Below are 23,413 nucleotides of genomic sequence, written 5' to 3'. Positions count from 1 at the left end.
ACAACCGGCCCGCGGGGCCGTCCGTACGGGGACGGGCGGACGACCGGGCGCCGGCGGCGTCAGACCGGGTCCGAGGCGCCCTCGGGGACGGCGGCGGCGGGGACGGGAGTGGCGTGTTCCTTCTCCATCGCGGCGCGGAATCGGGCGTAGCCGGCCAGTTCGGCGACGTCCCCGGTCCGGCGGTTGCGCATGGCCCAGCTGCTCCAGAGCGCAGCGACCAGACCGGCCAGCACCGGAATCAGCAGCCAGAGGAGCGCTCCCATGGCGACCTCCCTACACCTAGCGCGCCCACGATCGACGAATAAACAGATTAACCATCTGCCACGTCAACGCTGGTGCTGGGGAGCGGGTTACGCAACCGGAACCGGGGGCACCGGTTCGGCCCCAGGCCAAGAGCCGGAAGCGCTACGCGCCCTCCCGTCACCCGACCTCCACCCCCAGAAGAAGGCGCTACGCGCCCACCCTCCCTCCCGTCACCCGACCTCCACCCCCAGAAGACGGCGCTACGCGCCCACCCACTCTTCTGTTCCGTCCGAGAAGGTCTGGTGCTTCCAGATGGGGACCTCGTGCTTGAGGTCGTCGATCAGCTTGCGGCAGGCGGCGAACGCCTCGGCACGGTGGGGGCAGGCCACCGCGACGACCACGGCCAGATCTCCGATGGCCAGATCGCCCACCCGGTGGACGGCGGCCAGCGCGCGGACCGGATAGTCGGCGACGACCTTCTCGGCGACCCGGCGCAGCTCCGCCGCGGCGGACGGATGGGCGGAGTAGCCCAGGCCGTCCACGTCGGTGCCGCCGTCGTGCGAGCGGACCGTGCCGACGAAGAGGGCCGTGCCGCCCGCCGCCTCGTCCCCGACGGCCGCGAAGACCTCGTCCACGGACAGCGCGGTGTCGCGGATCTCCAGGAGCCGGATGGGATCCTCGGCGCCCTGCTCACCAGGGTGGTCGCGGCCGGTGGACGGGCGGGAGTGCGTGCCAGACATGGTCCCATCGTGCCGCACCGGGCATGCCTCGGGGAATGGCCGTTTCCACCGGGCGTCCGGGGCCCCGTATGGAGGCTCGTACAGTCGGCGGCCCGCGATGTGCCCGGCGTACGGGGCGACCCGTGGTCGGTGGCCCCGGTGGCGTCAGATGCGGCGGCGGGCCTTGCGGGCGCGGCGGACCAGGGCGGCGGTGCCCAGGAGGGCGACGGTGGCTCCGGCGGCGCCCGCGGCGGTGGCGTCCTTGCGGCCCAGCCGTCGGCCGGCGACCGTGTGCCGACCCGCGACCTCCTCCAGCAGCTCGGCGAGGACCTCCTCGTTGGTCCACCGGGGCCGCCAGCCCGCGTCGTGCAGCCGGCTGCCGCTGACCACCCAGGGGTGCATGGTGTACGCGAGGTCCCCGGCGGGCGACGGCGTCAGGCCGATCCGGTGCAGGCGGGCGGCGGCGCCCAGCGCCACCGAGGACGGCAGCTCCATCCGTCTGATGCCGGAGAGCTCCTCGACCTCCTCCTGCTCCAGCCAGCCGTCGCAGCCCACCGCCAGCTCGCCCTCGACCTTCTCCAGGGCGGCGTACTCCAGGGCGCTGACCAGGTCCTCCACGTGGCAGAACTGCCAGGCCGGGCGGGATCCGGCGACGACCAGGAGGCGCGGCGACTCGAAGTAGCGGGTCAGCGCGGTGTCGGTGCCGCCGACCAGGACGGCGGGGCGCAGCACGGTGACGTTCAGGCCCGGGTGGGCGCGCGGGGCGCGGCGCGCCAAGTGCTCGATCTCCAGGAGGTCGCCGACCCCGGTGGCGTCCGCGGTGGCGCGCAGCTCGGCGTCCTCGGCGAGCGGGACGTCGTTGTCGGGCAGCGCCCCGTAGACCATGGCGGAGGTGCACAACACCACCCGGTGGACGCCGGCGGCCGCGGCGGCGGTCAGCACGGTCTGGGTGCCGCGCACGTTGTAGGCGGTGCGGGCCGCGGCGTCGGTCTCCAGGTCGAGGTCGAGGGCGAGATGGACGACGACATCCGCTCCGCGCAGTTTGTCGGCGATGGCAGGGTCGCGGACGTCCAGGACGTGCCACTTCGCCTCGGCGATGTCGCCGGGGCGTTCGTCGATGGCCACCACCTCCCTGACCTCGTCGGACACCACCAGGGCACGGGTGAGCAGCGCGCCGACCCCGGAGGCGGCTCCGGTGACGGCGACGACGGGGCGGCGCAGCGGCCGGTCGGCGCCGACCGGGGTGCGGTCTGCCTGATCGGCTGCGGCGGCAGCGTTTCGCGCTGCGCGAACGGTCGGATCTGGGGAACTCACCGGGCGTCTCCAGCGGTTGTCTTCAGTACGGGCGCGACGAACGCGTCCGCACCAGGTGACATCCATCCTGCCGCAGCCACCGGGACAGCGAAGCACCGAGCCCCGAGGCGGGGCGAGTGTCTACGCTGGAGGTGATGTCGGGCAGCCGCCGTCGGCGTAGGGCCGGCGGCCCTACGAGCCGAGGAAACCCGTGAGTGACACCCCATTTGGATTCGGCCTTCCGCCGGAGGAGCCGGAGGACGGCGACAACGGCAAGAAGAAGGACGGCCAGGGAGGTAGCCAGGGCCCCGCGAACCCCTTCGGGTTCGGCGGCGGGAGCGGCGCTGCGGACAATCCGTTCGCGGCGCTCTTCGGCGGCATGGGGGGACCCGGCGGCCAGATGAACCCTGGCGACCTCGGCGCCGCCTTCCAGCGGCTCGGCCAGATGCTCTCCTACGAGGGCGGCCCGGTGAACTGGGAGATGGCCAAGGACATCGCGCGGCAGACCGTCGCGCAGGGCGCCGAGGACGGCAGCAAGGACGCCAGCGTCTCCGCCGGTGAGCGGACCGCGGTCCAGGAGGCCGTACGCCTGGCCGACCTGTGGCTGGACGGTGTGACGTCGCTCCCGTCGGGCGCCGGCTCGGTGGTGGCCTGGAGCCGCGCCGAGTGGGTCGAGGAGACCCTGCCGGTATGGCGGGATCTGGTCGATCCGCTCGCCGAGCGGGTCGGGTCGGCGATGGGCGAGGTGATGCCCGAGGAGATGCAGGCCATGGCCGGCCCGCTGCTCGGGATGATGCGCTCCATGGGCGGCGCCATGTTCGGCACCCAGATCGGGCAGGCGCTGGGCGTGCTGGCCTCCGAGGTCGTCGGTTCGACGGACGTCGGGCTGCCGCTGGGCCCGGCCGGCAAGGCCGCGCTGCTGCCGGCGAACGTCCAGGCGTTCGGCGCCGGACTGGGCGTCCCGGAAGAGGAGGTGCGGCTCTACCTGGCCCTGCGCGAGGCCGCCCACCAGCGGCTCTTCGCCCATGTGCCGTGGCTGCGCTCGCATCTGTTCGGCGCCGTCGAGGGCTATGCCCGCGGCATCAAGGTCGACACGACCAAGCTGGAGGACATGGTCGGCCAGATCGACCCGCAGCACCCCGAGGAGCTGCAGAACGCCCTCCAGGGCGGCATGTTCCAGCCCGAGGACACCCCGGAGCAGAAGGCCGCGCTGGCCCGTCTGGAGACCGCGCTGGCACTCGTCGAGGGCTGGGTGGACGCGGTGGTGCACGCCGCCGCCAAGCCTCACCTGCCGTCCGCCGACAAGCTCCGGGAGACCCTGCGGCGGCGCCGGGCCACCGGCGGCCCGGCCGAGCAGACGTTCTCCACGCTGATCGGCCTCCAGCTGCGTCCGCGGCGCCTGCGGGACGCCTCGCGGCTGTGGGCCTCCCTGACGGACGCGCGGGGTCTGGAAGGCCGCGACGGCCTGTGGGAGCACCCGGACATGCTGCCGACGGCGGCCGACCTGGACGACCCGGACGGCTTCGTGCACCGCGAGCACCTGGACTTCTCCGAGCTCGACAAGATGCTGGGCGAGGCGGCGAGCGGCGGCGGACCGGACCTGACCAAGCGGCCCGGGGACGCCGAGGGGACCGGTGACGGCCCGGCCGACGGCGGCCCGCGCGGCCCCGAGGACGAGGGCAAGGGTGACGGCGCCAAGTGAGCCTGCGTGAGGACGCGGCGCGGGTGCTCAAGGAGTGGCCCGCGCCGTCGGCCGACCAGGAGCGGCTGCGGCTGGCCTATCTGGACCATCTCGCGGCCCATCGGGACGGCATGTGGAAGCCGTGCAAGGACGGGCACATCACGGCCAGTGCGCTGGTGGTCGACCCGGCCGGCGGCCGGGTGCTGCTCACTTTGCACCGCAAGTTGAAGATGTGGCTCCAGATGGGCGGCCACTGCGAGCCGGAGGACGCCTCACTGGCCGACGCGGCGCTGCGCGAGGCGCGTGAGGAGTCCGGGATCGCGCACGGGCTGACGCTGCTGGGCGGCACGCCGGTGCGGCTGGACCGGCATCAGACGCCCTGCGCGGAGCACCTGGACGTCCAGTACGCCGCGCTGGCGCCGGCGGGCGCGGTGGCGGCGATCAGCGACGAGTCGCTGGACCTGCGGTGGTTCCGCTACGACGAGGTGCCCTCGGTCGCCGACGACTCGGTGGTGCGCCTGGTGGCGGACACCCGCGCGCTGCTGTCCGCGAGCTCCTGACGAACCATCACCTCCGGCGTCCGCCCTCCTCGGGGCGGACGCCGGAGGCATGTCCGGACCGGGTCGTTCAGCGCCCCCGGTGCGGGTCGCCCTGGGGATCGCCGGGGGCTCCCGGATATTCGGGGTGCGGCCAGGGCCCCGTGCCGCCGTCCACCGGGGCCGGCGCGCCCTGCCCCGGATACGGGGCGTACGGGGCTCCCGGGGGCTGCTGGCCCGGCTGACCGTACGCACCCGGCGGCGGGAGCGGCACGGGCTGCCCCTGGGGCGCGCCGTATCCGCCGGGCGGCGGGGGCTGCTGACCGTACGGAGGCGGCGGCGGGGGCTGCTGGCCCTGCGGAGGCAGTGGGGGCGGCTGTTGCCCGTACGGAGGCGGCGGGGGCTGCTGGCCATAGGGGGGCAGCGGGGGCGGCTGCTGGCCCTGCAGAGGCAGTGGCGGCGGCTGCTGACCGTTCGGGAAGCCGCCGGGGGCCTGGCCGTACAGGGGCGGCGGAGGCGGAGGCTGGGTGCCGCGCACGCCCGGGGGCGGGGGCGGCGGCGGGGGCGGCCCCTGTACGCCCGGGTGCGGCGCCGGGCCACCGGGCGGGACCAGCGACGCGATGACCGTCGGCGCACTGTGGATCTGCGCGGCGGCCGGCTGCGGCAGCGGGGGCGGAGTCTGCTGGGGCGGAGTCTGCTGGGGGTGCTGCGGCATCGGGGCGCGCGGGTCCGGGGCGGACGCCACGGGCGGTGCCGGGACGGACACGGGCGGCACCGCGGACGGGGCGGGGCCCGGGACCGGCGGCGGCAGCAGGAAGTCGGGCCCGCCCTGCGCGGCGGGCGGCGCCGGCGCCTCGCCGGCCTCGTCGCCCTCCTCCAGGACCTCACCGCCGAAGTTCGTCAGCAGCGCCTCCAGTCCACCGTCGAAGCCCTGGCCGACCGCGGCGAACCGCCAGACGTCCTTGACGTAGAGGTCACCGAGCATCACGGCGCGCTCGGTGCTGAACTCGCCGCCGGTGAAGGGGTACCGGGCCACCTCTTCGCCGCCGGCCACGAGGCGGAGGCAACCGGGGCCGATCTGCGCCATCTGCCCCGCCCCGTCGAGGGCGGCGGTGAAGGTCAGCTTCCGGATGTGCGGGGGGATGCGGTCGAGGACTACCTGGAAGGAGTCGGTGTCGCCGTCCTGCGGGCCGAGTTGCCGGATCGCCCCCTCGGGCGTCGTGGGCTGGTTGTAGAAGACGAAGTAGCGGTCGTCGGCGAGCCGTTCGTCGGCGTCGAGTCCGAAGCAGCTGATGTCGAAGGTCAGACCGGGGCCGGCGATCTGCACCCCGATATACAGGTCCCGTTCCGCCGTCAGATCGACAAGCCTGGCCTTGTGGCCGCGTTGGAATTGCCTGGCCATGTGCAACGCCCCTCCCCCACTCTCGCGCTCAGTCCTTACCCGCGCCAGGCTAGCCCCTGGCGCGGGCGGCCAGCGGCGCCGGTGCGCGTCGGGGGACGGCCCGTCCCGGTCAGCGGCGGCGGGCGGCGGGCAGATGCGGCAGCCGGTCGGCGGCCACCACGCCTTCGAGATAGCCGCGGGCCCGTTCCGTGCGCGGATAGGGCTCCAGCAGACGCCAGAACTCCGGCCCGTGACCGGGGACGAGAAGGTGCGCCAGTTCGTGCAGCAGGACGTAGTCGATGACGTACTCCGGCATGCCCTGCAGGCGGTGCGACAGGCGGATGCTGCCCTCGGCCGGGGTGCACGACCCCCAGCGGGTGTTCTGGTTGGTGACCCAGCGGACCGTCGCCGGCCGGGCCCGCCCGTCGAGGTACTGCCCGGAGAGCCGCTCGGCCCGCTCGGTCAGTTCGTCGTCGCCCAGCATCCGCTTGCTCTCCTGGGCGGCGAGCTTGTCCAGCATGACCGCCACCCAGCGCTGCTCCTCGGCCTGCGACATCCGGGCCGGGATCAGGACGATGGTGCGGTCGCCCTCGCGGTACGCGGAGACCGTCCGGCGCCGCCGTGTGCTGCGGCGCACCTCGACCGTGCGGGCCGGCGGGCTCGGCTCGACCCGGCGCGGGGGGTCGGCGGCGCGGCGCAGGGGCGTCTCCCCGGATCCGCGCGGGGAAGGATCGGCGGGCACGCGCCCGACGTTACCCGCTGGCACTGCGGGAAGTCCCGCCCCACGGACGGTTCGCCACCTGAACGCCCCGGCGCGCACGGCTCGTAGGAGTAATGCCCCGGCGCCTGTGGATAACTTCCGTGCCGTTCGTGCGGCCGGCGCATGCTGGGGGTCGGACGAGAAGAGACGGGGGGCGGATGGCATGCATCCGATGCTCAAGCCCGCGCTGCGGCGCGGCTGGCGGGACCGGGAGACGGTGCGGTTCGGCGTGGCGCCGGCCCATGCGCGGGTGGTCGGGCCGCTCGACCTCGCGACCGGCTGCTTCATGGAGCTGATCGACGGCACCCGCTCGCTGGCACAACTGGTCGACGAGGCCGTGGCGCTGGACGTCCCGCCGGAGCGGGCGCGCGGGGTGGTGGCGCGGCTCGGCGCGGCAGGGCTGCTGGAGGCGCCGGCGGATGAGGGGTCGTCGGACGGCGCCGTGATGGCGGACGGCCCGGCGGTCGAGCGGCTGCGGGCGGATCTGGCCGCGCTGGCGGTGCGGCAGCGGGGAGGGGCCGCGGGGCCGCTCGCGCAGATGGCGGCACGACGGTCGGTCCGGGTCAAGGTGAAGGGCGCGGGGCGGGTGGGCGCCCAGATCGCGGCGCTGCTGGCGGCGTCGGGGATCGGCCGGGTGGACGCGGTGGACGGCGGCACGGTCGCACCGTGGGACGTCGTCCCGGGCGGGCCGGCGGCCGGTGAGATCGGCGAGCGGCGGGGCGACGCCGCGCGCCGGCTGGTCCGGGAGTCCTCCCCATGGAGCCGCCGGCCGCGGCCAGGCGCCCCCGTCACCGAGTCCGGCGAGCCCGGCATCTCGCTCCTGGTGCTCGCCCCGCGCGACGGCCTCGGTGCCTACGCCCCCGATCCGGTGCTCGCCGAGCCGCTGCTCGCCGCGGGCATCCCGCACCTCTACGCGGGTGTGCTGGAGGGCACCGGAGTGGTGGGCCCGCTGGTGGTGCCCGGCGTCTCGGCCTGCGCCGGCTGCGACGAACTCCGGCGCACGGACGCGGAGCCGGCCTGGCCGCGCCTGCTCGCGCAGTGGCGCTCGGGGCGCGGCACACCGGCGGTGCCGGCCTGTGACGCCTCGCTGGCGACGGCGGTCGCCGGGCTCGCCGCCGTCCAGGCACTGGCGTTCCTCGACGGCGAGCCGCCGCCGTGCACGGGGGCGCGGATGGAGCTCCCCCTGCCGTGCGCGAGCGCCCGTACGGTGCGGATCGCCCCGCATCCCGACTGCGGCTGCGGGGCCGCCGCCGTACGGGGCGCGGCGGACGCCTCGGTTCCGCGGCCGCGACACGCAACAATGACGGGGTAACCCCGGTAGGGGACAGTGTGAGTTGGAGGGGCGCATGTCTGATCTTCCCCGCAAGGCGGTCACCCGGACCGCCAAGCTGGCCGCGCTGCCACTGGGGTTCGCCGGCCGTGCCACCTGGAGCCTGGGCAAACGGCTCGGCGGCAGATCCGCCGAGATCGTCGGCCGGGAGCTCCAACAGCGCACCGCGGAGCAGCTCTTCAAGGTGCTCGGCGAGCTGAAGGGCGGTGCGATGAAGTTCGGCCAGGCACTGTCCGTCTTCGAGTCGGCGCTGCCGGAGGAGGTCGCCGGTCCCTACCGCGCGGCCCTGACGAAGCTCCAGGAAGCGGCACCACCGATGCCGACGAGCACCGTGCACGCCGTGCTGGCCGAGCGGCTCGGCGCGGACTGGCGGGAACTGTTCGAGGAGTTCGAGGACAAGCCGTCCGCGGCGGCGTCGATCGGGCAGGTGCACCGGGCGGTGTGGCACGACGGCCGGGAGGTGGCCGTCAAGGTGCAGTACCCGGGGGCGGGCCCGGCGCTGCTGTCGGACCTGACGCAGCTCAGCCGGTTCGCGCGGCTGCTCGGACCGCTGATCCCGGGCATGGACATCAAGCCGCTCATCACCGAGCTGCGCGACCGGGTCTCGGAGGAGCTGGACTACGCCCTGGAGGCCGAGGCCCAGCAGGCGCACGCCACGGAGTTCGCCGGCGATCCGGACGTGGTGGTGCCGGCCGTGGTGCACCAGAGCGACCAGGTGCTGGTGACGGAGTGGCTGGAGGGGGTGCCGCTGTCGGAGGTGATCGCCGACGGCACCGAGGAGCAGCGCGACCGCGCCGGCCAGTTGCTGGCGCACTTCCTCTTCTCCGGTCCGGCGCGCACGGGCCTGCTGCACGCCGACCCGCACCCGGGCAACTTCCGGCTGCTGCCCGGGGCGGAGCCGGACGGTCCGGTGTCGCAGTGGCGGCTGGGCGTACTGGACTTCGGCACGGTCGACCGGCTGCCCGACGGACTGCCGCCGACGATCGGCACCTCGCTGCGGATGGCCCTGGACGGCGAGGCGGACGCGGTCTACCGCATGCTGTGCGAGGAGGGCTTCGTCAAGGAGTCCATCGAGCTGGATCCGGACACGGTGCTGGAGTACCTGCTGCCGATCATCGAGCCCGCACAGGTGGAGGCGTTCACCTTCACCCGGGGCTGGATGCGCCGCCAGGCGACCCGGATCGGCGACCCGCGCTCCCCCGCGCACCAGTTGGGCAAGCAGCTCAATCTGCCGCCCTCCTACCTCCTGATACACCGTGTGACGTTGAGCACTATCGGGGTGCTGTGCCAGCTGGGTGCCACGGTGCGGCTGCGCGACGAGCTGGAGGCGTGGATGCCGGGCTTCCTGCCGGAGGACACGGCCGAGGAGGAACCGGGCGCGGACGAGCCGGGCGCGGAGAGTTCCACCGGGGACCCGGCGGAGAGTCCGGCCTGACCGTCACCACCAGCTGGAGTCCAGCCGGCCCTCGATGGCACGGATGTTGTCCCGGGCGCAGCGGTCGCAGAAGTACCGGCGCTCGCCGTTCTCGACCGAGCAGGTCCAGGTCGGCGGGGCGCCCTCGGCCACCGCGCCGCATCGCGCGCAGACCGTGCCGTCGGGGGTCAACTCCGCCTGTTGATGCGTCTTCTGGTCCACCATCCGACGATATCCCCGCAGGCCCCGCGAATCGGGGCGCAACGCAGCACGGGGCCCGTCCTGTCGGACGGACCCCGTGGTGACGAAGCCTCAGTGTGCGGTGCGGGTGTGCCCGGTCACTGCATCACGGCCATGGCCAGCGCCCGCCGGGCGCGCAGCGACGCGCGCTCGGCGCGCCGCTGCATCCGCCGCGCGGCGGCGAGCCGATGTCCCCTGCGTTGGGACTCGGCTTCCTGCAGGCGTTGTTCCACATGGGCCCTGGCCAGGGCTTCTGGCATGAGTTGCATGGCGAGGTTCCTGTTCTGGCGCGACTCGAGGGCGCCGAAGTTCGCGGGAGCGGTGGTCTCGGTGAAAGTCGGGTTCATCGTGGGGTCCTGCTTCTGGGGGTCCCGGGTGACGGGACGGTCGATCGTTCCTGTGCGGGCGGTGTTCATGCCACGACCGGGTTCTTGCGCGGACGGCCCCGCGGACGCTTGCGCGGCACGACGACGCCCTGGACGAAGAGCTCGCCGCCCCACACGCCCCACGGCTCACGGCGGTCCTTGGCGCCGGCCAGGCACGCCTCACGCACCGGGCAGGTCTGGCACAGCGTCTTGGCGTACTCGACGTCGGCCGGGGACTCGGCGAAGAAGACCTCGGGGTCATAGGTGCGGCACGGTACGGCGGTGCCGAGGCGGTCGATCTCGTCGTCGAGCTCGGTGAGGGGCAACAAGGGGTTCTCCTGGAGGTCAGGCGGAGGGATCAGGTCGGTGGCGGACGGGGTGTGCGACTGGAGTTGCACGGTGGTGTGTTCCTCGTCTGTTCCGGCCCGGCTGGTGGCGGGCGCGTTGGGCAAAACAAAAGGACCGCGGATCCCGGTGTGGGTTCCGCGGCCCTGGAAGGTGCCGACCTGATCGCCGATCAGGCTGGATCTCTCCAGGGTTCGAGGCCGCGGTAGGCCCACATGTCGTTCTGAGGCTGGTACTGCTCCCGGGATTCGGCACCATTGGCCGCCGTCGCGAAGGCAAAGGCATGCGCCGCCGTCGCTACTGCTGCCGCGGGTGCCTCGGTCGGTCGCGCGATGCGCTCGCTCGCCGTCAGGGAGGCGAGGGCGGCCGGACGCGCGACCTTGGTACCGGACAGGCGGCCGAGGCCGGACAGACCGGTGCCCAGGAGCGAGGTGCCGAGAGCGCAGGGGGCGACGACCGAGAGATCGGTCATTTTGTTGGTCTCGATGAAGCTGATCACTGGGCTCGCCTCCTCTCGGCGTCTCGGGGACCGGGAAACCCGGTCCAGGGTGTTCAAGTACAGCACGGATTCATCGGATCTCGGAAGTTCCGTTGTTTCCGCTGCTTCCGAAGGCTATGGGGATGCGCTCCGCGCGCGCAAACTATTTTTCCGACGAGTTTTCCGCGCCGTCCTCGGCCCCCTCCGCGACGGCGCCGCCGGGCTCTTCACCGGCGCAGATCGCCAGCACGTCGGCGCCGAAGCGGTCGAGCTTGCGACGGCCCACGCCGGGGATGACCGCGAGCTCCTCGGCGGCCGTCGGGACGACCTCGGCGATGGCCATCAGGGTCTTGTCGGTGAAGACGCAGTAGGCGGGCTGACGGGTCCGGGCGGCCTGCCCGGCGCGCCAGTCCCGCAGCCGGTCGTAGAGCGCCTCGTCGAGCTCCGAGGGGCACTCCTCGCAGCGCATCAGCTTCATCTCGCCGGGGTCGGTCAGCGTGCGGTTGCAGACCCGGCAGCGGGCCGGGCTGCGGTGCGTCCGCCGGGGCCGGCCGGGGGCCGCCGGGGCGCTGCCGCCGCGCTCGACGCCGCCCCTGAGTACGCCCGCGCCGCCGCGGTGGCCCGCCGCGCGGGAGCCGGGCCGCAGGCCGTCCAGGAAGCGGCTGGCGCCGCGCGAGGGCCGCCCGCCGGGCGAGCGGGCCAGCGACCAGGACAGCGCCAGGTGGCGCCGGGCCCGGGTGATGCCGACGTAGAGCAGCCGGCGCTCCTCCTCGACCTGCTCGTCGGTGCGGGCGTGGTGGATCGGCAGCATGCCCTCGGTGAGGCCGACCAGGAACACCGCGTCCCACTCCAGGCCCTTGGCGGCGTGCAGCGAGGCGAGGGTGACGCCCTCGACGGTCGGGGCGTGCTGGGCGCCGGCCCGCTCGTCGAGTTCGGCGACGAGGTCGGCGAGGGTGGCCGTCGGACGGGCCCGGGCGAAGTCCTCGGCGAGTCGCACCAGGGCGGCGAGCGACTCCCAGCGGTCGCGCGCGGCGCCGGAGCCGGCCGGCGGCCGGTCGGTCCAGCCCATGTCGCTGAGCACCGCGCGGACCTCGGAGGGCAGTCCGGTCGCGCCGGCGAGCAGGGTGTCGTTGCCGCCGAAGCGGGCCGCGCCGCGCAGCTTGGCGCCGGCCTCGCGCACCTCGGGCCGCTCGAAGAACCGCTCGGCGCCGCGCAGTTGGTAGGGCACCCCTGCGTCGGCGAGGGCCTGCTCATAGACCTCGGACTGGGCGTTGATGCGGAACAGGACCGCGATCTCGCTCGCCGGGACGCCGGTGGCGATCAGGTCGCGGATCCGGCGGGCGGTGCCCTCGGCCTCGGCGGGCTCGTCGGCGTACTCGGTGAAGACCGGCTCGGTGTCCGGCTCGCGCTGCGAGATCAGCTCCAGGCGGTGCTCGGCGGCCCGGCCCCGGGCCCGGGAGAGCAGGCCGTTGGCGAGGTGGACGACCTGGGGGGTGGAGCGGTAGTCGCGGACGAGCTTGACGACCGTGGCCTGCGGGTGGCGGACCCGGAAGTCGAGGAGGTGGTCCGGGGTGGCGCCGGTGAAGCTGTAGATGGTCTGGCTGGCGTCGCCGACCACGCACAGGCTGTCGCGGTCTCCCAGCCACAGCTCCAGCAGCCGCTGCTGGAGCGGACTGACGTCCTGGTACTCGTCGACGACGAAGTGCTGGTACTGGCTGCGGACCTGCTCGGCGATGTCGTGCCGGTCCTGGAGCACGCCGACCGTGAGCAGCAGCACGTCCTCGAAGTCGATGGTGCCGCGGTCGCGCTTGAGCTGCTCGTACGTGGCGTATATCTGGCCGATCTCGGCGGGGTCGCGGGGCGCCTCGCGGCCGGCCTTGGCGGCCGCGGCCGGGTAGTCGGCCGGCACCGTCTGGGTCACCTTGGACCACTCGACCTCGCCGGTGACGTCGCGCAGCTCGTTGCGGTCCAGGCGGAGGCGGCAGCGGGCGGCGGCCTCGGCGATCAGCGGGCCCTTGCGGTCCAGCAGCCGCGGCAGCTCACCGCCGATCGCCCGGGGCCAGAAGAACTGGAGCTGGCGCAGGGCGGCGGAGTGGAAGGTGCGGGCCTGCACGCCGGCCGCGCCGAGCTGCCGGAGCCGGCCGCGCATCTCGCCGGCCGCGCGGGCGGTGAAGGTGACCGCGAGCACACTGGCGGGCTGGAGGATCCCGGCCCGGACGCCGTAGGCGATGCGGTGGGTGATCGCACGGGTCTTGCCGGTGCCGGCACCGGCCAGGACGCACACCGGTCCGTGCAGGGCGGTGGCGACCTCGCGCTGCTCGGGGTCGAGCCCGTCGAGCACCGCGTCGGCCGTCGCCGGAACCTGCGGGAAGAGAGTGGCGTCCGTTGCTGCTGTCACCCCGCCATGCTGCCAGGTCCGCGGGGGCACCCGGGAAAGCCGTCCACACCGGCCGGGGACCGGTCGTACCGGTGGGCCGGGCCGGGGACGGCGGCGGGCGCCGGTGGGCGGGCGGGAATGGTCCGGGCCCGGTGCGCGTTGTGAAGGACGGTGCCACGGCGTCGACTGGACGCGCGTGGCACATGATCACGAGAGAAACCGAGCTAAGGAGCGCGGGACGCATGGCGGGCACTGTGACGATGTACAGCACGACCTGGTGCGGATACTGCCGTCGGCTGAAGGGCCAGATGGACCGCGAGGGCATTGCCTACACCGAGATCAACATCGAGCAGGACCCGGAGTCCGCGGCGTTCGTCGAGAAGGCCAACGGCGGCAACCAGACGGTGCCGACCGTGCTCTTCGCCGACGGCACGACGCTGACCAACCCGTCCCTGGCGCAGGTCAAGGAGAAGGTGGCCGCGGCCTGAGGGCCCGACGCACCGCCGAAGCGGGACCGTCGGCCGGTCCGGTGAGGGAGCCGGCCGGCGGCCCCATGCCGTCCTCCGTCCCGGCCGGGACGTCGTCCGCGGCCGGGACCGAGGGAGTCAGGGCCTGGGCAGCGGCTTGCCGTACCACTGCTCGATGAGCCGTGCCGCGATGGAGATGCCGTAGGGCGGGAGGACCTCGCCGGAGGCGAAGGCGGCGGTGAGGTCGTCCCGGGAGAACCACCGGGCCTCCTCGATCTCCTCGCCGTCCACCTGGATCTCGGAGGAGGTGGCGCGGGCCATGAAGCCCAGCATCAGGCTGGAGGGGAAGGGCCAGGGCTGGCTGGCGACGTACTCGACGTCGCCGACGACGACGCCGGCCTCCTCGTAGACCTCCCGGGCGACCGACTGCTCGATGGACTCGCCCGGTTCGACGAAGCCCGCGAGGGTGGAGAAGCGCCCCTCGGGCCAGTGGACCTGGCGGCCGAGCAGGGCGCGGTCCTGCTCGTCGGTGACGAGCATGATCACGGCCGGGTCGGTGCGCGGGTAGTGCTCGGCGCCACAGGCCGGGCAGCGGCGGATGTGGCCGGCCGCCGCGATGACCGTCCGCTCGCCGCAGCGGGAGCAGAAGCGGTGCATCCGCTGCCAGTTCTCCAGGGCCACGGCGTGGACGAGGAGGCCGGCGTCCCGGGGGGAGAGCAGCAGACCGGCCTCGCGGAGTCCGGCGGCGCGGGCGGACTGGTCCAGGCGGCCGGGCAGCGAGTCCTTCTGGAGGGCGAAGTAGCTGACCCCGTCCTCATCGGTGCCGAGGTAGTAGCGGTGGGCCTCGGTCAGCGGCGCCTCGAAGGACGGCGTCATGATCAGTTCGGTGCGGCCGTCGGGGGTGTCGTCGATCAGCGCCTGGCCCCCGGACACGACGAAGACGCGCGTCGTCGGGTGGCTCCAGGCCGCCGCCAGCCATGCCTCGTCGAGACGGTGATGGGCGGAGCGGTCAATTCCGCTCGGCGCGCTGAAGGTGATCGGTCGATCGGCCGTGCTGTCGGTCCAGGTGGTCACTGCTGTTTCCAACTCCCCCTATGGCGTGGGTGATTGCTGCGTGCGGGCGCGGAGCGGTACGGCGGTGCGCGCGGGTCAGGACGGGCGCCAGGCGTCCGCCAGGTCGCCCCAGAGGTAGGCGGCGGTCTCCACGCCCTTCATCAGCAGGTCGAGCTCGACCTTCTCGTTCGGCGCGTGCCAGCCGTCGGAGGGCACCGAGATGCCCAGGAAGAGGACCGGGACGCCGAGGACGTCCTGGAGGTCGGCCGCCGGACCCGAACCACCCTCGCGGGTGAAGCGGATCGTGGTGTCGAAGGCCCGCCCCATGGCGCGGACGACGGACTGGAGCGCCGGGTGGTCGAGCGGGGTGAGGCAGGGGCGGGTGGCGCCCCAGAAGGTGATCTCGTGGCGGATGCCGGCCGGCAGCCGGCCGGCGACCCAGGTGCGGACGGCCTGCTGGACGGCGGCGGTGTCCTGGCCGGCGACCAGGCGGAAGGAGAGCTTCAGCTGGGCGGAGGACGGCACGATGGTCTTGCCGCCGGGGCCCTGATAGCCGCCGCCGATGCCGTTGACCTCGGCGGTGGGGCGGGCCCAGATGCGCTCCAGGGTGGTGGCGCCGGTCTCGCCGAGGGTGGCGTGCGAGTGCGCGGTGCGCAGCCAGCGCTCCTCGTCGAAGGGCAGCTCGGCGAAGAGTTCGCGCTCGCGCTCGGTGAGCTCGATCACCCCGTCGTAGAAGCCGGGGATCGCGACCCGTCGGTCGGCGTCGTGCAGCGCGGCGGCGAGCCGGGCCGCCTCGGTGGCCGGGTTGGGCACCGCGCCGCCGAACGAGCCGGAGTGGATGTCCTGGTCCGGGCCGAACAGATCGATCTGACAGTCCGTCAGTCCACGCATGCCGGTGCAGACGGTGGGGGTGTCCTCGGCCCACATCCCGGTGTCGGAGACGATCACCGCGTCGCAGGCCAGGCGGTCGGCGTGGCGCTGGATCAGGGCCGGGAAGTGCGGCGAGCCGGACTCCTCCTCGCCCTCGATGAGCAGCTTGAGATTGACCGCGGGCGCGGTGCGGCCGGTCGCGGCCAGGTGGGCGCGGACGCCGAGGGTGTGGAAGAAGACCTGGCCCTTGTCGTCGGCGGCGCCGCGGGCGTAGAGCCTGCCGTCGACGGTCACCGGCTCGAAGGGGTCGGTGTGCCAGCCGTCCTCGCGGGCGGCGGGCTGGACGTCGTGGTGGCCGTAGACGAGCACGGTCGGGACGGACGGGTCCCCGGCGGGCCACTCGGCGAAGACCGCGGGCAGCCCCTCGGTCTCCCACACCTCGGTCACCGGGAAGCCGGTCTCCGCGAGCTTGCCGGCGAGCCACTCGGCGCTGCGACGCACCTCGGCCGCACAACCGGGGTCGGCGGAGACGGAGGGGATGCGCAGCCACTCCGCGAGATCGGCGAGGAAGCCGTCGCGGTGGTCGGCGATGTACGCGCGGACGGCGTTGTCCGAGGTGGTGCTCATACGCCCGAGCCTATCGGCCTTCCGGGGGATGTCGGTCGGCGGTCTCCCCGAGCAGGATCCGTTCGAGCCCGGCCCGGCCCGGCAGCCGGGCGGGCCTGACGACCTCGCCGGTACGGACGAAGACGAACGCGGCGCCGACCTCGGACGGCGCCAGGCCGTACCGCTCGGCCCAGGCCAGACGGTAGACGGCCAGCTGGAGCGGGTCCGCGCCGCCGCTGCCGGCGGGCAGGTGCCGGCCGGTCTTCCAGTCGACGATCTCGAAGCGGTCGCCGTCCGGGCCGTGCTCCTTGTACACCGCGTCGATCCGGCCGCGGATCACCCGCCCGGCGAGCGTCATCCGGAAGGGGGCCTCCACCCGGAACGGGGTCCGGTGCGCGTACGGGGTCCGGGCGAACGCCTCCTTCAGGGCCGCCAGGTCCTGTTCGTCGGCGATCTCCGCCGCCTCGCCGGGCTCGGCGCCGGGCAGCTCGTCGGGGCCGAGCAGGGGCAGCGGCAGCTCCTCGAAACGGGACTGGACCCAGGCGTGGAAGCGGGTGCCGCGGCGGGCCGCGGGCTGCGGCGGGCGCGGCATCGGGCGGGCCAGCTCGCGCGCGAAGCCGTCCGGGTCGGCGGCGACCTGGAGCAGCTGGGTGGCGGTGAGCGAGGCCGGCAGCGGGACGTCGCGGACCCGGGCGCGGGAGCTGCGCAACTCGGTGGCGAGCGCCTCCAGATCGCGGTCCCAGGACGCCACGGCGCGGCGCTCCTCGGGGAGCAGCGCCGAGGGCTGTCGCCCCGGGGGGGCCGTGGGGGCGGGTCCGCCGACGGGGGTCGCCGGATCGGGCTCGGCGGAGCGCTGGGCGATGAGGTGGGGGTGCGGGAGCGCGGCTCCGCCCTCGCCGCCGGCATGCGGGGCGTCGGGCCCGTCGTCGTGTGCGGCGTACGCGTCGTCATACGGGGCGTCGTCGAACGGGGCCTCCTCATAGGGGGCGTCGTCGAACGGCGGGTACGGCGCGTCCTCGGGGGAGGCCGCCCAGTCCTCGTCCCACTCCTCGTCGTCCGGTGGCGGCGGCCACTCCGGGTCGTACGCGGGGGACGGGGCGGCGGGCGGGGTGGCGGACGCGGCGAGGTGGTCGCGGACGGTGGCGGCGGCCGCGCGGCGGCGGGCCATGGCGGTGGGATCCAGCGGCAGCGGCCAGGGCTGATCGGCGGCGTCCTCGGCGAGGGCCGGATTCTCGGCGCCCTCCTCCGGCGGGTCGGCCCAGACCTCGATCTCGCCATGGCCGGCCTCGCAGTGCTCGCGCAGCGCCTCCAGGAAGGCGGACGGGCCACGGGAGCGCTTCTGGCTGGGGCCCCACCAGTGGCCGGAGCCCAGCAGGAGGGAGCGCGGGCGGGTGAAGGTGACGTAGCCCAGGCGGAGCTCCTCGATCTCCTGGTGGTGCTTCATCTCCTCCTTGAAGTCCTTGACGCCGCGGGCCGTCCACTCCGCCACGTCGGGCAGGGTCTCGGCGTCGCCGCGGAGGGCGTGCGGCAGGACCTTGGCGCGGCTGATCCAGGACTCGCGGGCCTGCTCGCTGGGGAACTGCTTGGCCACCAGGCCGGGCACCGCGACGACGTCCCACTCCAGGCCCTTGGACTTGTGGGCGGTGAGTACCTTGACGGTGTTCTCGCCGCCCGGGAGCGAGCTGTCCAGGCCCTTCTCGTACTGGACGGCGGTGCGCAGGAAACCGAGGAAGGCCAGCAGGGTCGCCTCGCCGTCGAGGGCGGCGCCGCCCTCCTTGGCGGCGAACCCGGCGGCGAGGTCGAGGAAGGTGCCCAGGGTCTCCCTGCGGCGGGCGGCCAGGGCGTGCGGCGAGGCGGACAGCTCGACCTCCAGGCCGGTGACGGCGAGGATCCGGTGGAGCACGTCCATCAGCGGGTCGGCGAGCGAGCGCCGCAGGTCGCGGAGTTCGGTGGCCAGGCGGGCGAAGCGGACCCGGGCCTCCGCCGAGAACGGCAGGCCGTCGTCGGAGCCGCCGGTCTCCAGGAAGGTGTCGAGCGCGTCGGCGAGCGAGACCGTCTCGGCCGGGTCGACACCCTCGACGGCCTCGGCGAGGCGTCGCTCGGGGTCGTCGTCGGCGGCGGCGGTGCCGTGGTGGGCCAGGGCGCGGGCCCGGCGACCCAGCAGGGCCAGGTCGCGGGGGCCGATCCGCCAGCGGGGGCCGATCAGCAGGCGGACCAGGGAGGCGTTGGCCGTCGGGTCCTGGAGGACCTCGCAGACCGCGACCAGGTCGGCGATCTCGGGGAGGTGCAGCAGCCCGGAGAGGCCGACGACCTCGACGGGGATGTCCCGGGCCACCAACTCGCCCTGGATGGCGGCGAAATCGGCGGCCGTGCGGCACAGCACCGCGATCCCGCCGGGCGGGGTGCCGGTGCGGACCAGGTGGGCGAGGGAGTCGGCGAGCCAGCCGAGCTCCTCGGCGTGGGTGGGCAGCAGGGCGCAGCGGACCACGCCGTCCCGTTCGGCGCCGGGGGCCGGGCGCAGCGCCTCCACCCCGGCGTGCATCGCGCGCAGCGGGGCGGCGAGGCGGTTGGCGAGCTCCAGGAGGCGGCCGCCGCTGCGGCGGTTCTCACTGAGGGCGAAGCGGCGGGCCGGGCTGCCGTCGGCGAACGGGAAGTGGGCGGGGAAGTCGTCGAGGTTGGCGACGGAGGCGCCGCGCCAGCCGTAGATGGCCTGGCAGGGGTCGCCGACGGCGGTGACGGCATGCCCGGTGGCGGACCCGGTGGCCGGACCGGCGCCGAAGAGGCCGGAGAGCAGCAGCCGCTGGGCGACGGAGGTGTCCTGGTACTCGTCGAGGAGGACGACCCGGAACTCGTCGCGGAGCAGCGCACCGACCTCGGGGCGGGTGGTGGCCAGGGTGGCCGCGAGGGCGATCTGGTCGCCGAAGTCCAGCAGGTCACGGCGGCGCTTCTCGCGGCGGTACGCGCCGACCAGGTCGAGCAGCTCCAGCCGGCCGTGGGCGGCCTCGGGGGCCTTGCGCAGGTCGGCGTTGCTGAGCTTGGCGCCGTCCAGGGTGGCGAGCAGGGCGGTGTCGTGGGCGTGCAGGGCGGCCGGCTCCACCAGGTGCTCGGCCAGCTCGCCGTCGAGGGCGAGAAGGTCCTCCACGAGGGTGGGCAGCGAGGTGGTGAGCGACGGGTAGGGGCCGGGGGCGGCGCGCAGGGTGCGGGCGGCGAGCTGGAAGCGGGTGGCGTCGGCGAGCAGCCGGGCGCTGGGCTCCAGGCCGATGCGCAGGCCGTGGTCCTTGAGGAGCTGGCCGGCGAAGGCGTGGTACGTGGAGATCCGCGGCTCCCCCGGGGGCGGCTCGGCTCCCCCGGCGCCCTCGGGGAGCTGCTCGGGGTCGGTGACGCCGGCCGCCAGCAGGGCCGCACGGACCCGCTCGGCCAGCTCCCCCGCCGCCTTGTTGGTGAACGTCAGCCCGAGGACCTGCTCGGGTGCGACCTGGCCGGTGCCGACCAGCCACACCACCCGCGCGGCCATGACGGTGGTCTTGCCCGACCCGGCTCCGGCCACGATGACCTGCGGGGCGGGCGGCGCCGTGATGCACGCCGTCTGCTCCGGGGTGAACGGGATGCCGAGCAACTCCTTGAGCTGCTCGGGGTCGGTGATACGAGCTGACACATCGGACACCGTAACGGCCGCCACCGACAATCCCTCCGCGCTCGGCGTCCGCGCAGGTCAGCGCGGGCACGAGCCGGCCCGGCCGGTCACTCCACGATCTGCCGGCCCTCCGGCCGCGCACTGCACGAGGCCCGGAAGGCGCAGTGCGTGCAGTGCGAACCGGTGGTGGGCGTGAAGCGCTCCTCCAGGACGCGGCCGGCGGCGGTGGCGAGCAGGTCGCCGACCCAGTCGCCCTCCGGCGGCGGCTGCGCCTGGACGGCCGGCAGCGCGTCGCCGCCCTCCTTGCGGGGCGCGCCCAGCCTCAGGTGGACGAGTTCGGCGCCGCCCGGTTCCGGCCGGCGGCCGTCGAAGGCGTCGTCCAGGGCGCCCTCGACGACCGCGAGCTGGTAGACGGCCAGCTGTGGATGGCGGGCGACCTCGGGCCCGGTCGGCTTCTGCTTGCCCGTCTTGAAGTCGACGACGTAGGCGCGGCCCTGGGCGTCCCGCGAGACGTGGTCCATGCTGCCTCGGATGCGGACCTCGTAGGAGCCGGCGTCCAGGGTGACGTCGAAGCCGTGCTCGGTGGCGACGGTGTCCCGACCGAGGGTCTCGCGCTCCATGACGTGCCAGCGCAGGAAGCGCTCCAGGGCGGCGCGGGCGCTGTCCTTCTCCTGGCGGGACTTCCAGGGGGCGTCGAAGGCGAGCGCGTCCCACACCGAGTCCAGCCGCTCCATCAGGACGGACAGGTCGGCCGGGGTGCGTCCGGAGGCGACCTCGTCGGCGAGGACGTGGACGACGTTGCCGAAGCCCTGGGCGGCGGTGGCCGGGGCGTCGGCCTTCACCTCGCGGCCCAGGAACCACTGGAGGGCGCAGGTGTTCGCCAGTTGGTCGAGGGCGCTGCCGGAGAGCACCACGGGCTGGTCGCGGTCGCGCAGCGGGACCGCGTTGTGAGTGGGCTCGTGCAGGCCCCACCAGCTGTCCGGGTGCGCGGCCGGCACCAGGGGGTACCCGTCGTCGTCGCGCAGGGCGGCCAGTTTGGCCAGCCGTCGGGCGGCGGCCTCGCGCAGCGCCGGCCCGGCCTCCGGGTCGACGGTGGTGGCGCGCAGCTCGGCGACGAGCGCGGCGACCGTCAGGGGGCGGCGGGGGCGGCCGGTGACGTCCTGGGGGGCGACGCCCAGCTCGGTCAGGAACCGGGACGGTTGGTCGCCGTCCTCGGCCGCGGCCTTCACCGCGGTGACCACCAGGCGCTCCCGGGCCCGGGTCGCGGCCACGTAGAACAGCCGGCGTTCCTCGGCGAGCAGGGCGCCCGGGGTGAGCGGTTCGGCCAGGCCGTCGCGGCCGATCCGGTCCGCCTCCAGGAGCGAGCCGCGCCGCCGCAGGTCGGGCCAGAGGCCGTCCTGGACGCCGGCGACGACCACGAACCGCCATTCCAGGCCCTTGGCGCGGTGCGCGGTCATCAGACGCACCGCGTCGGGACGGACCGTGCGGCGGGTGAGGGTGTCCGCGGCGATGTCCTGGGCGTCCAGCTCCTCCAGGAAGTTCCGGGCGCCGCGGCCACCGGTGCGCTCCTCGGCGCGGGCCGCGGTCTCGAACAGGGCGACCACCGCGTCCAGGTCCCGGTCAGCGTTGCGGCCGGCGGCCCCGCCGCGCCGGGCGGCCCGCTCCAGCCGCCCCGGCCAGGGGGTGCCGTCCCACAGCAGCCACAGCGCCTCCTCGGCCGTCCCGCCGCCGGCGAGGAGCTCCCGGGCCTTGCGCAGCAGCAGGCCGAGCCGCTGGGCGCCGCGGGCGTAACCGGGGTCGTGGGCCACCAGGCGCTCGGGCTCGGACAGCGCGCGGGCGATCAGCTCGTCGGAGGGGGGCGGCAGCGGGCGGCCGGCCGCCCGCTCCTCCTCGCGCAGCGCCCGGCCCAGCCGCCGCAGATCGGCGGCGTCCATGCCGCCCAGAGGGGAGGTCAGCAGGTCGACGGCGGTCTCGGGGTCGATGCGCAGGGTGGTCGCACCGTCCGGGGCGGCGTCCTGCGGGTCCGGGTCGCCCGGGGCACCGCCGGGCGCGTCCGATGCGTCCGATGCGTTCACGGCATCGTCCGATGCGTCCACGGTGTCGTCCGGTGCGCCCGGCGCCCCCGCGGCCACCCGCAGGGCGGTCAGCAGCGGGGCGACCGCCGGTTCGTGGCGCAGCGGAAGGTCGTCGCCGTCGATGTCGAGCGGGACCCCGGCGGCGGTCAGCGCACGGCGCACGGCGGGGATCGAGCGGCCCCCGGCGCGTACCAGGACGGCCATCTCCCGCCAGGGCACCCCCTCCTCCAGATGGGCACGGCGCAGCAGGTCCGCGATGTTGTCCAGCTCGGCGCCGGGGGTCGGATACGTGTACACCTCGACCCGGCCGCCGTCCCGTACGGGCGTCGGCTCCCGGTGGGCGCGGACGGCGTCGGCCGGAAGACGGGTGAGCGGCATCCGGCGGGTCAGCAGACGGGTGGCGGCCAACAGCTCGGCCCCGGAGCGGCGCGAGGTGCCGAGGACGGCGACCGGGGCGGGGGTGCCGTCGGCGCGCCGGAAGGTCTCGGGGAAGTCGAGGATGCCGTTGACGTCGGCGCCGCGGAAGGCGTAGATCGACTGGTCGGGGTCGCCGAAGGCGAGCAGCGTGCGGCCCGGGGAGCCGGGCGCGGCCGGTGCGCCCCGGTGGCCGGCGAGCGCCCGCAGCAGCCGCACCTGGGCGGCGTCGGTGTCCTGGTATTCGTCGACGTAGACCGCGTCGTAGGCGCCGGCCAGCTGGGCGGCGGCCTCCGGGCGCTCGGCCAGGAGTACCGCGCGGTGCACCAGCTCGGCGTAGTCCAGCACTCCCTGGGCATCCAGGACGTCGAGGTACTCGGCGAGGAAACCGGCCGCGGCCTGCCAGTCGGGGCGGCCGGTGCGGCGGGCGAAGGCGCCCAGCGCGTCCGGGCCCAGGCCCAGTTCGCGGCTGCGGGCCAGCACCGCGCGGACCTCGTCGGCGAACCCGCGGGTGGTCAGGCACGCCCGCAGCTCGTCCGGCCAGCTCACCCGGGCGCGGCCGGCGCCGGCGAGCTCCGCCTGGCCCTCCAGGAGCTCGCGGACGACGAGGTCCTGCTCGGGTCCGGAGAGCAGCCGTAGCGGGTCGGCGAAGAGGTCGGCGTCCTGGTGGCCGCGGACCAGGGAGTAACAGAAGGAGTGGAAGGTGGTGGCCTGCGGGACGCCCGGCCGGCGGACGGCGGACGGGCCTCCCCCGCGCCGGGTCGGCACGGGGGCACCGTCGTGGTCGGCCAGGCGGGCGGCCAACCGGTCGCGCAGGGCGACCGCGGCCTTCCGGCTGAAGGTGAGGACGAGGATCCGCTCGGGGTCGCCCCCGTCCCGGATGCGGCGCACCACGGACTCCACCAGGGTCGTGGTCTTGCCCGTCCCCGGGCCGGCGAGGACCAGCAGCGGCCCGTCCCGGTGCGCCACCACGGCGCGCTGTCCGGCGTCCAGGGTGGGGGGCGCGGTCCGCTCCGGCGGGGTGCGCACCAGCCGGTACGCGCCGGGGGCGTCCCGCCGCGCCGCCTCGCGGGGCTGCGCCGGCGGGACGGCCGGAAGGGAGGAACTCACGTGGATCGCCGGTCCTGGGAAG

The 23,413-nt window shown here is 74.9% G+C and carries 18 protein-coding genes and 1 pseudogene; 5 read left to right on the top strand and 14 right to left on the bottom strand.

All coding sequences use genetic code 11. The features are described from left to right. Nucleotides 1-59 precede the first annotated feature (59 nt). The 3 genes from JNO44_RS28030 to JNO44_RS28020 all read right to left on the bottom strand — a co-directional run bounded on the left by JNO44_RS28030 (nt 60) and on the right by JNO44_RS28020 (nt 2,276). Nucleotides 60-263, bottom strand: a complete 204-nt coding sequence (locus tag JNO44_RS28030; protein ID WP_205366587.1) for a hypothetical protein — start codon at nt 261-263, stop codon at nt 60-62. Between the two features lie 240 nt (nt 264-503). Next, nucleotides 504-983: a molybdenum cofactor biosynthesis protein MoaE gene (locus JNO44_RS28025; protein WP_039632957.1), complete on the bottom strand. Its 480-nt coding sequence runs from the start codon at nt 981-983 to the stop codon at nt 504-506. Between the two features lie 144 nt (nt 984-1,127). Continuing rightward, on the bottom strand, nt 1,128-2,276 hold the full coding sequence (locus JNO44_RS28020) for an SDR family oxidoreductase (RefSeq protein ID WP_205366586.1): 1,149 nt from the start codon (nt 2,274-2,276) through the stop codon (nt 1,128-1,130). Between the two features lie 190 nt (nt 2,277-2,466). On the opposite strand from JNO44_RS28020, the gene JNO44_RS28015 reads away from it, so the two are divergent. Together JNO44_RS28015 and JNO44_RS28010 are read left to right on the top strand one after the other, a co-directional pair. After that, nucleotides 2,467-3,957 (top strand): zinc-dependent metalloprotease, encoded by a 1,491-nt coding sequence (locus JNO44_RS28015; protein ID WP_189854322.1) that lies wholly within the window; start codon nt 2,467-2,469, stop codon nt 3,955-3,957. Beyond that, nucleotides 3,954-4,496 carry an NUDIX hydrolase gene (locus JNO44_RS28010; RefSeq protein WP_205366585.1) on the top strand — a complete coding sequence of 181 codons (543 nt, stop codon included), beginning with the start codon at nt 3,954-3,956 and terminating at the stop codon, nt 4,494-4,496. Before JNO44_RS28015 ends, JNO44_RS28010 begins: the two co-directional genes overlap by 4 nt. A 226-nt stretch (nt 4,497-4,722) precedes the next feature. Here JNO44_RS28010 and JNO44_RS28005 read toward each other — a convergent pair. Together JNO44_RS28005 and JNO44_RS28000 are read right to left on the bottom strand one after the other, a co-directional pair. Next, nucleotides 4,723-5,874, bottom strand: a pseudogene (locus JNO44_RS28005) (TerD family protein); the annotation flags it as partial. Between the two features lie 109 nt (nt 5,875-5,983). Further along, nucleotides 5,984-6,595, bottom strand: a complete 612-nt coding sequence (locus tag JNO44_RS28000) for a M48 metallopeptidase family protein (RefSeq protein ID WP_039632965.1) — start codon at nt 6,593-6,595, stop codon at nt 5,984-5,986. A 190-nt stretch (nt 6,596-6,785) separates the two neighbouring features. Here JNO44_RS28000 and JNO44_RS27995 point away from each other — a divergent pair, with 190 nt between their 5' ends. Together JNO44_RS27995 and JNO44_RS27990 are read left to right on the top strand one after the other, a co-directional pair. Further along, nucleotides 6,786-7,925, top strand: a complete 1,140-nt coding sequence (locus JNO44_RS27995) for a ThiF family adenylyltransferase (RefSeq protein ID WP_205370654.1) — start codon at nt 6,786-6,788, stop codon at nt 7,923-7,925. Nucleotides 7,926-7,959: 34 nt separating this feature from the next. Continuing rightward, nucleotides 7,960-9,378, top strand: a complete 1,419-nt coding sequence (locus JNO44_RS27990) for an ABC1 kinase family protein (RefSeq protein ID WP_205366583.1) — start codon at nt 7,960-7,962, stop codon at nt 9,376-9,378. Between the two features lie 3 nt (nt 9,379-9,381). Here JNO44_RS27990 and JNO44_RS27985 read toward each other — a convergent pair whose 3' ends face one another. The 5 genes from JNO44_RS27985 to JNO44_RS27965 all read right to left on the bottom strand — a co-directional run bounded on the left by JNO44_RS27985 (nt 9,382) and on the right by JNO44_RS27965 (nt 13,183). Further along, on the bottom strand, nt 9,382-9,582 hold the full coding sequence (locus tag JNO44_RS27985; RefSeq protein WP_205366582.1) for a hypothetical protein: 201 nt from the start codon (nt 9,580-9,582) through the stop codon (nt 9,382-9,384). A gap of 113 nt (nt 9,583-9,695) precedes the next feature. Next, complete coding sequence (locus tag JNO44_RS27980; RefSeq protein ID WP_039632976.1) at nt 9,696-10,013, bottom strand: hypothetical protein; 318 nt, start codon at nt 10,011-10,013, stop codon at nt 9,696-9,698. After that, a complete protein-coding gene (locus JNO44_RS27975; protein ID WP_039640881.1) occupies nt 10,010-10,360 on the bottom strand; it encodes a WhiB family transcriptional regulator in 351 nt (116 codons plus the stop codon). Before JNO44_RS27975 ends, JNO44_RS27980 begins: the two co-directional genes overlap by 4 nt. A 119-nt stretch (nt 10,361-10,479) precedes the next feature. After that, nucleotides 10,480-10,806, bottom strand: a complete 327-nt coding sequence (locus tag JNO44_RS27970) for a hypothetical protein (protein ID WP_067347131.1) — start codon at nt 10,804-10,806, stop codon at nt 10,480-10,482. A 142-nt stretch (nt 10,807-10,948) separates the two neighbouring features. Continuing rightward, the gene (locus JNO44_RS27965; protein ID WP_205366581.1) at nt 10,949-13,183 is read right to left on the bottom strand and encodes an ATP-dependent DNA helicase UvrD2; all 2,235 of its coding nucleotides are present in this window, start codon (nt 13,181-13,183) and stop codon (nt 10,949-10,951) included. A gap of 221 nt (nt 13,184-13,404) precedes the next feature. On the opposite strand from JNO44_RS27965, the gene JNO44_RS27960 reads away from it, so the two are divergent. Further along, the gene (locus tag JNO44_RS27960) at nt 13,405-13,650 is read left to right on the top strand and encodes a mycoredoxin (protein ID WP_039632983.1); all 246 of its coding nucleotides are present in this window, start codon (nt 13,405-13,407) and stop codon (nt 13,648-13,650) included. Nucleotides 13,651-13,767: 117 nt separating this feature from the next. Here JNO44_RS27960 and nudC read toward each other — a convergent pair whose 3' ends face one another. From nudC to JNO44_RS27940, 4 genes are all read right to left on the bottom strand, one after another. Then, complete coding sequence (gene nudC, locus JNO44_RS27955; RefSeq protein WP_039632985.1) at nt 13,768-14,703, bottom strand: NAD(+) diphosphatase; 936 nt, start codon at nt 14,701-14,703, stop codon at nt 13,768-13,770. 75 nt (nt 14,704-14,778) lie between these two features. Continuing rightward, nucleotides 14,779-16,179, bottom strand: a complete 1,401-nt coding sequence (locus tag JNO44_RS27950) for a dipeptidase (protein WP_205366580.1) — start codon at nt 16,177-16,179, stop codon at nt 14,779-14,781. A 10-nt stretch (nt 16,180-16,189) separates the two neighbouring features. Next, nucleotides 16,190-19,813: a UvrD-helicase domain-containing protein gene (locus JNO44_RS27945; protein WP_205366579.1), complete on the bottom strand. Its 3,624-nt coding sequence runs from the start codon at nt 19,811-19,813 to the stop codon at nt 16,190-16,192. Between the two features lie 86 nt (nt 19,814-19,899). Next, nucleotides 19,900-23,391, bottom strand: coding sequence for an ATP-dependent helicase (locus JNO44_RS27940; RefSeq protein ID WP_205366578.1), 3,492 nt, complete (start codon nt 23,389-23,391; stop codon nt 19,900-19,902). Nucleotides 23,392-23,413: the final 22 nt, after the last annotated feature.

It is taken from the genome of Streptomyces noursei (genome assembly GCF_016917755.1).
In the GTDB taxonomy this organism is placed as follows: domain Bacteria; phylum Actinomycetota; class Actinomycetes; order Streptomycetales; family Streptomycetaceae; genus Streptomyces; species Streptomyces yunnanensis.
The sequence above is the reverse complement of the archived record's forward strand: the minus strand, read 5'-3'. Positions and strand labels throughout refer to the sequence as shown.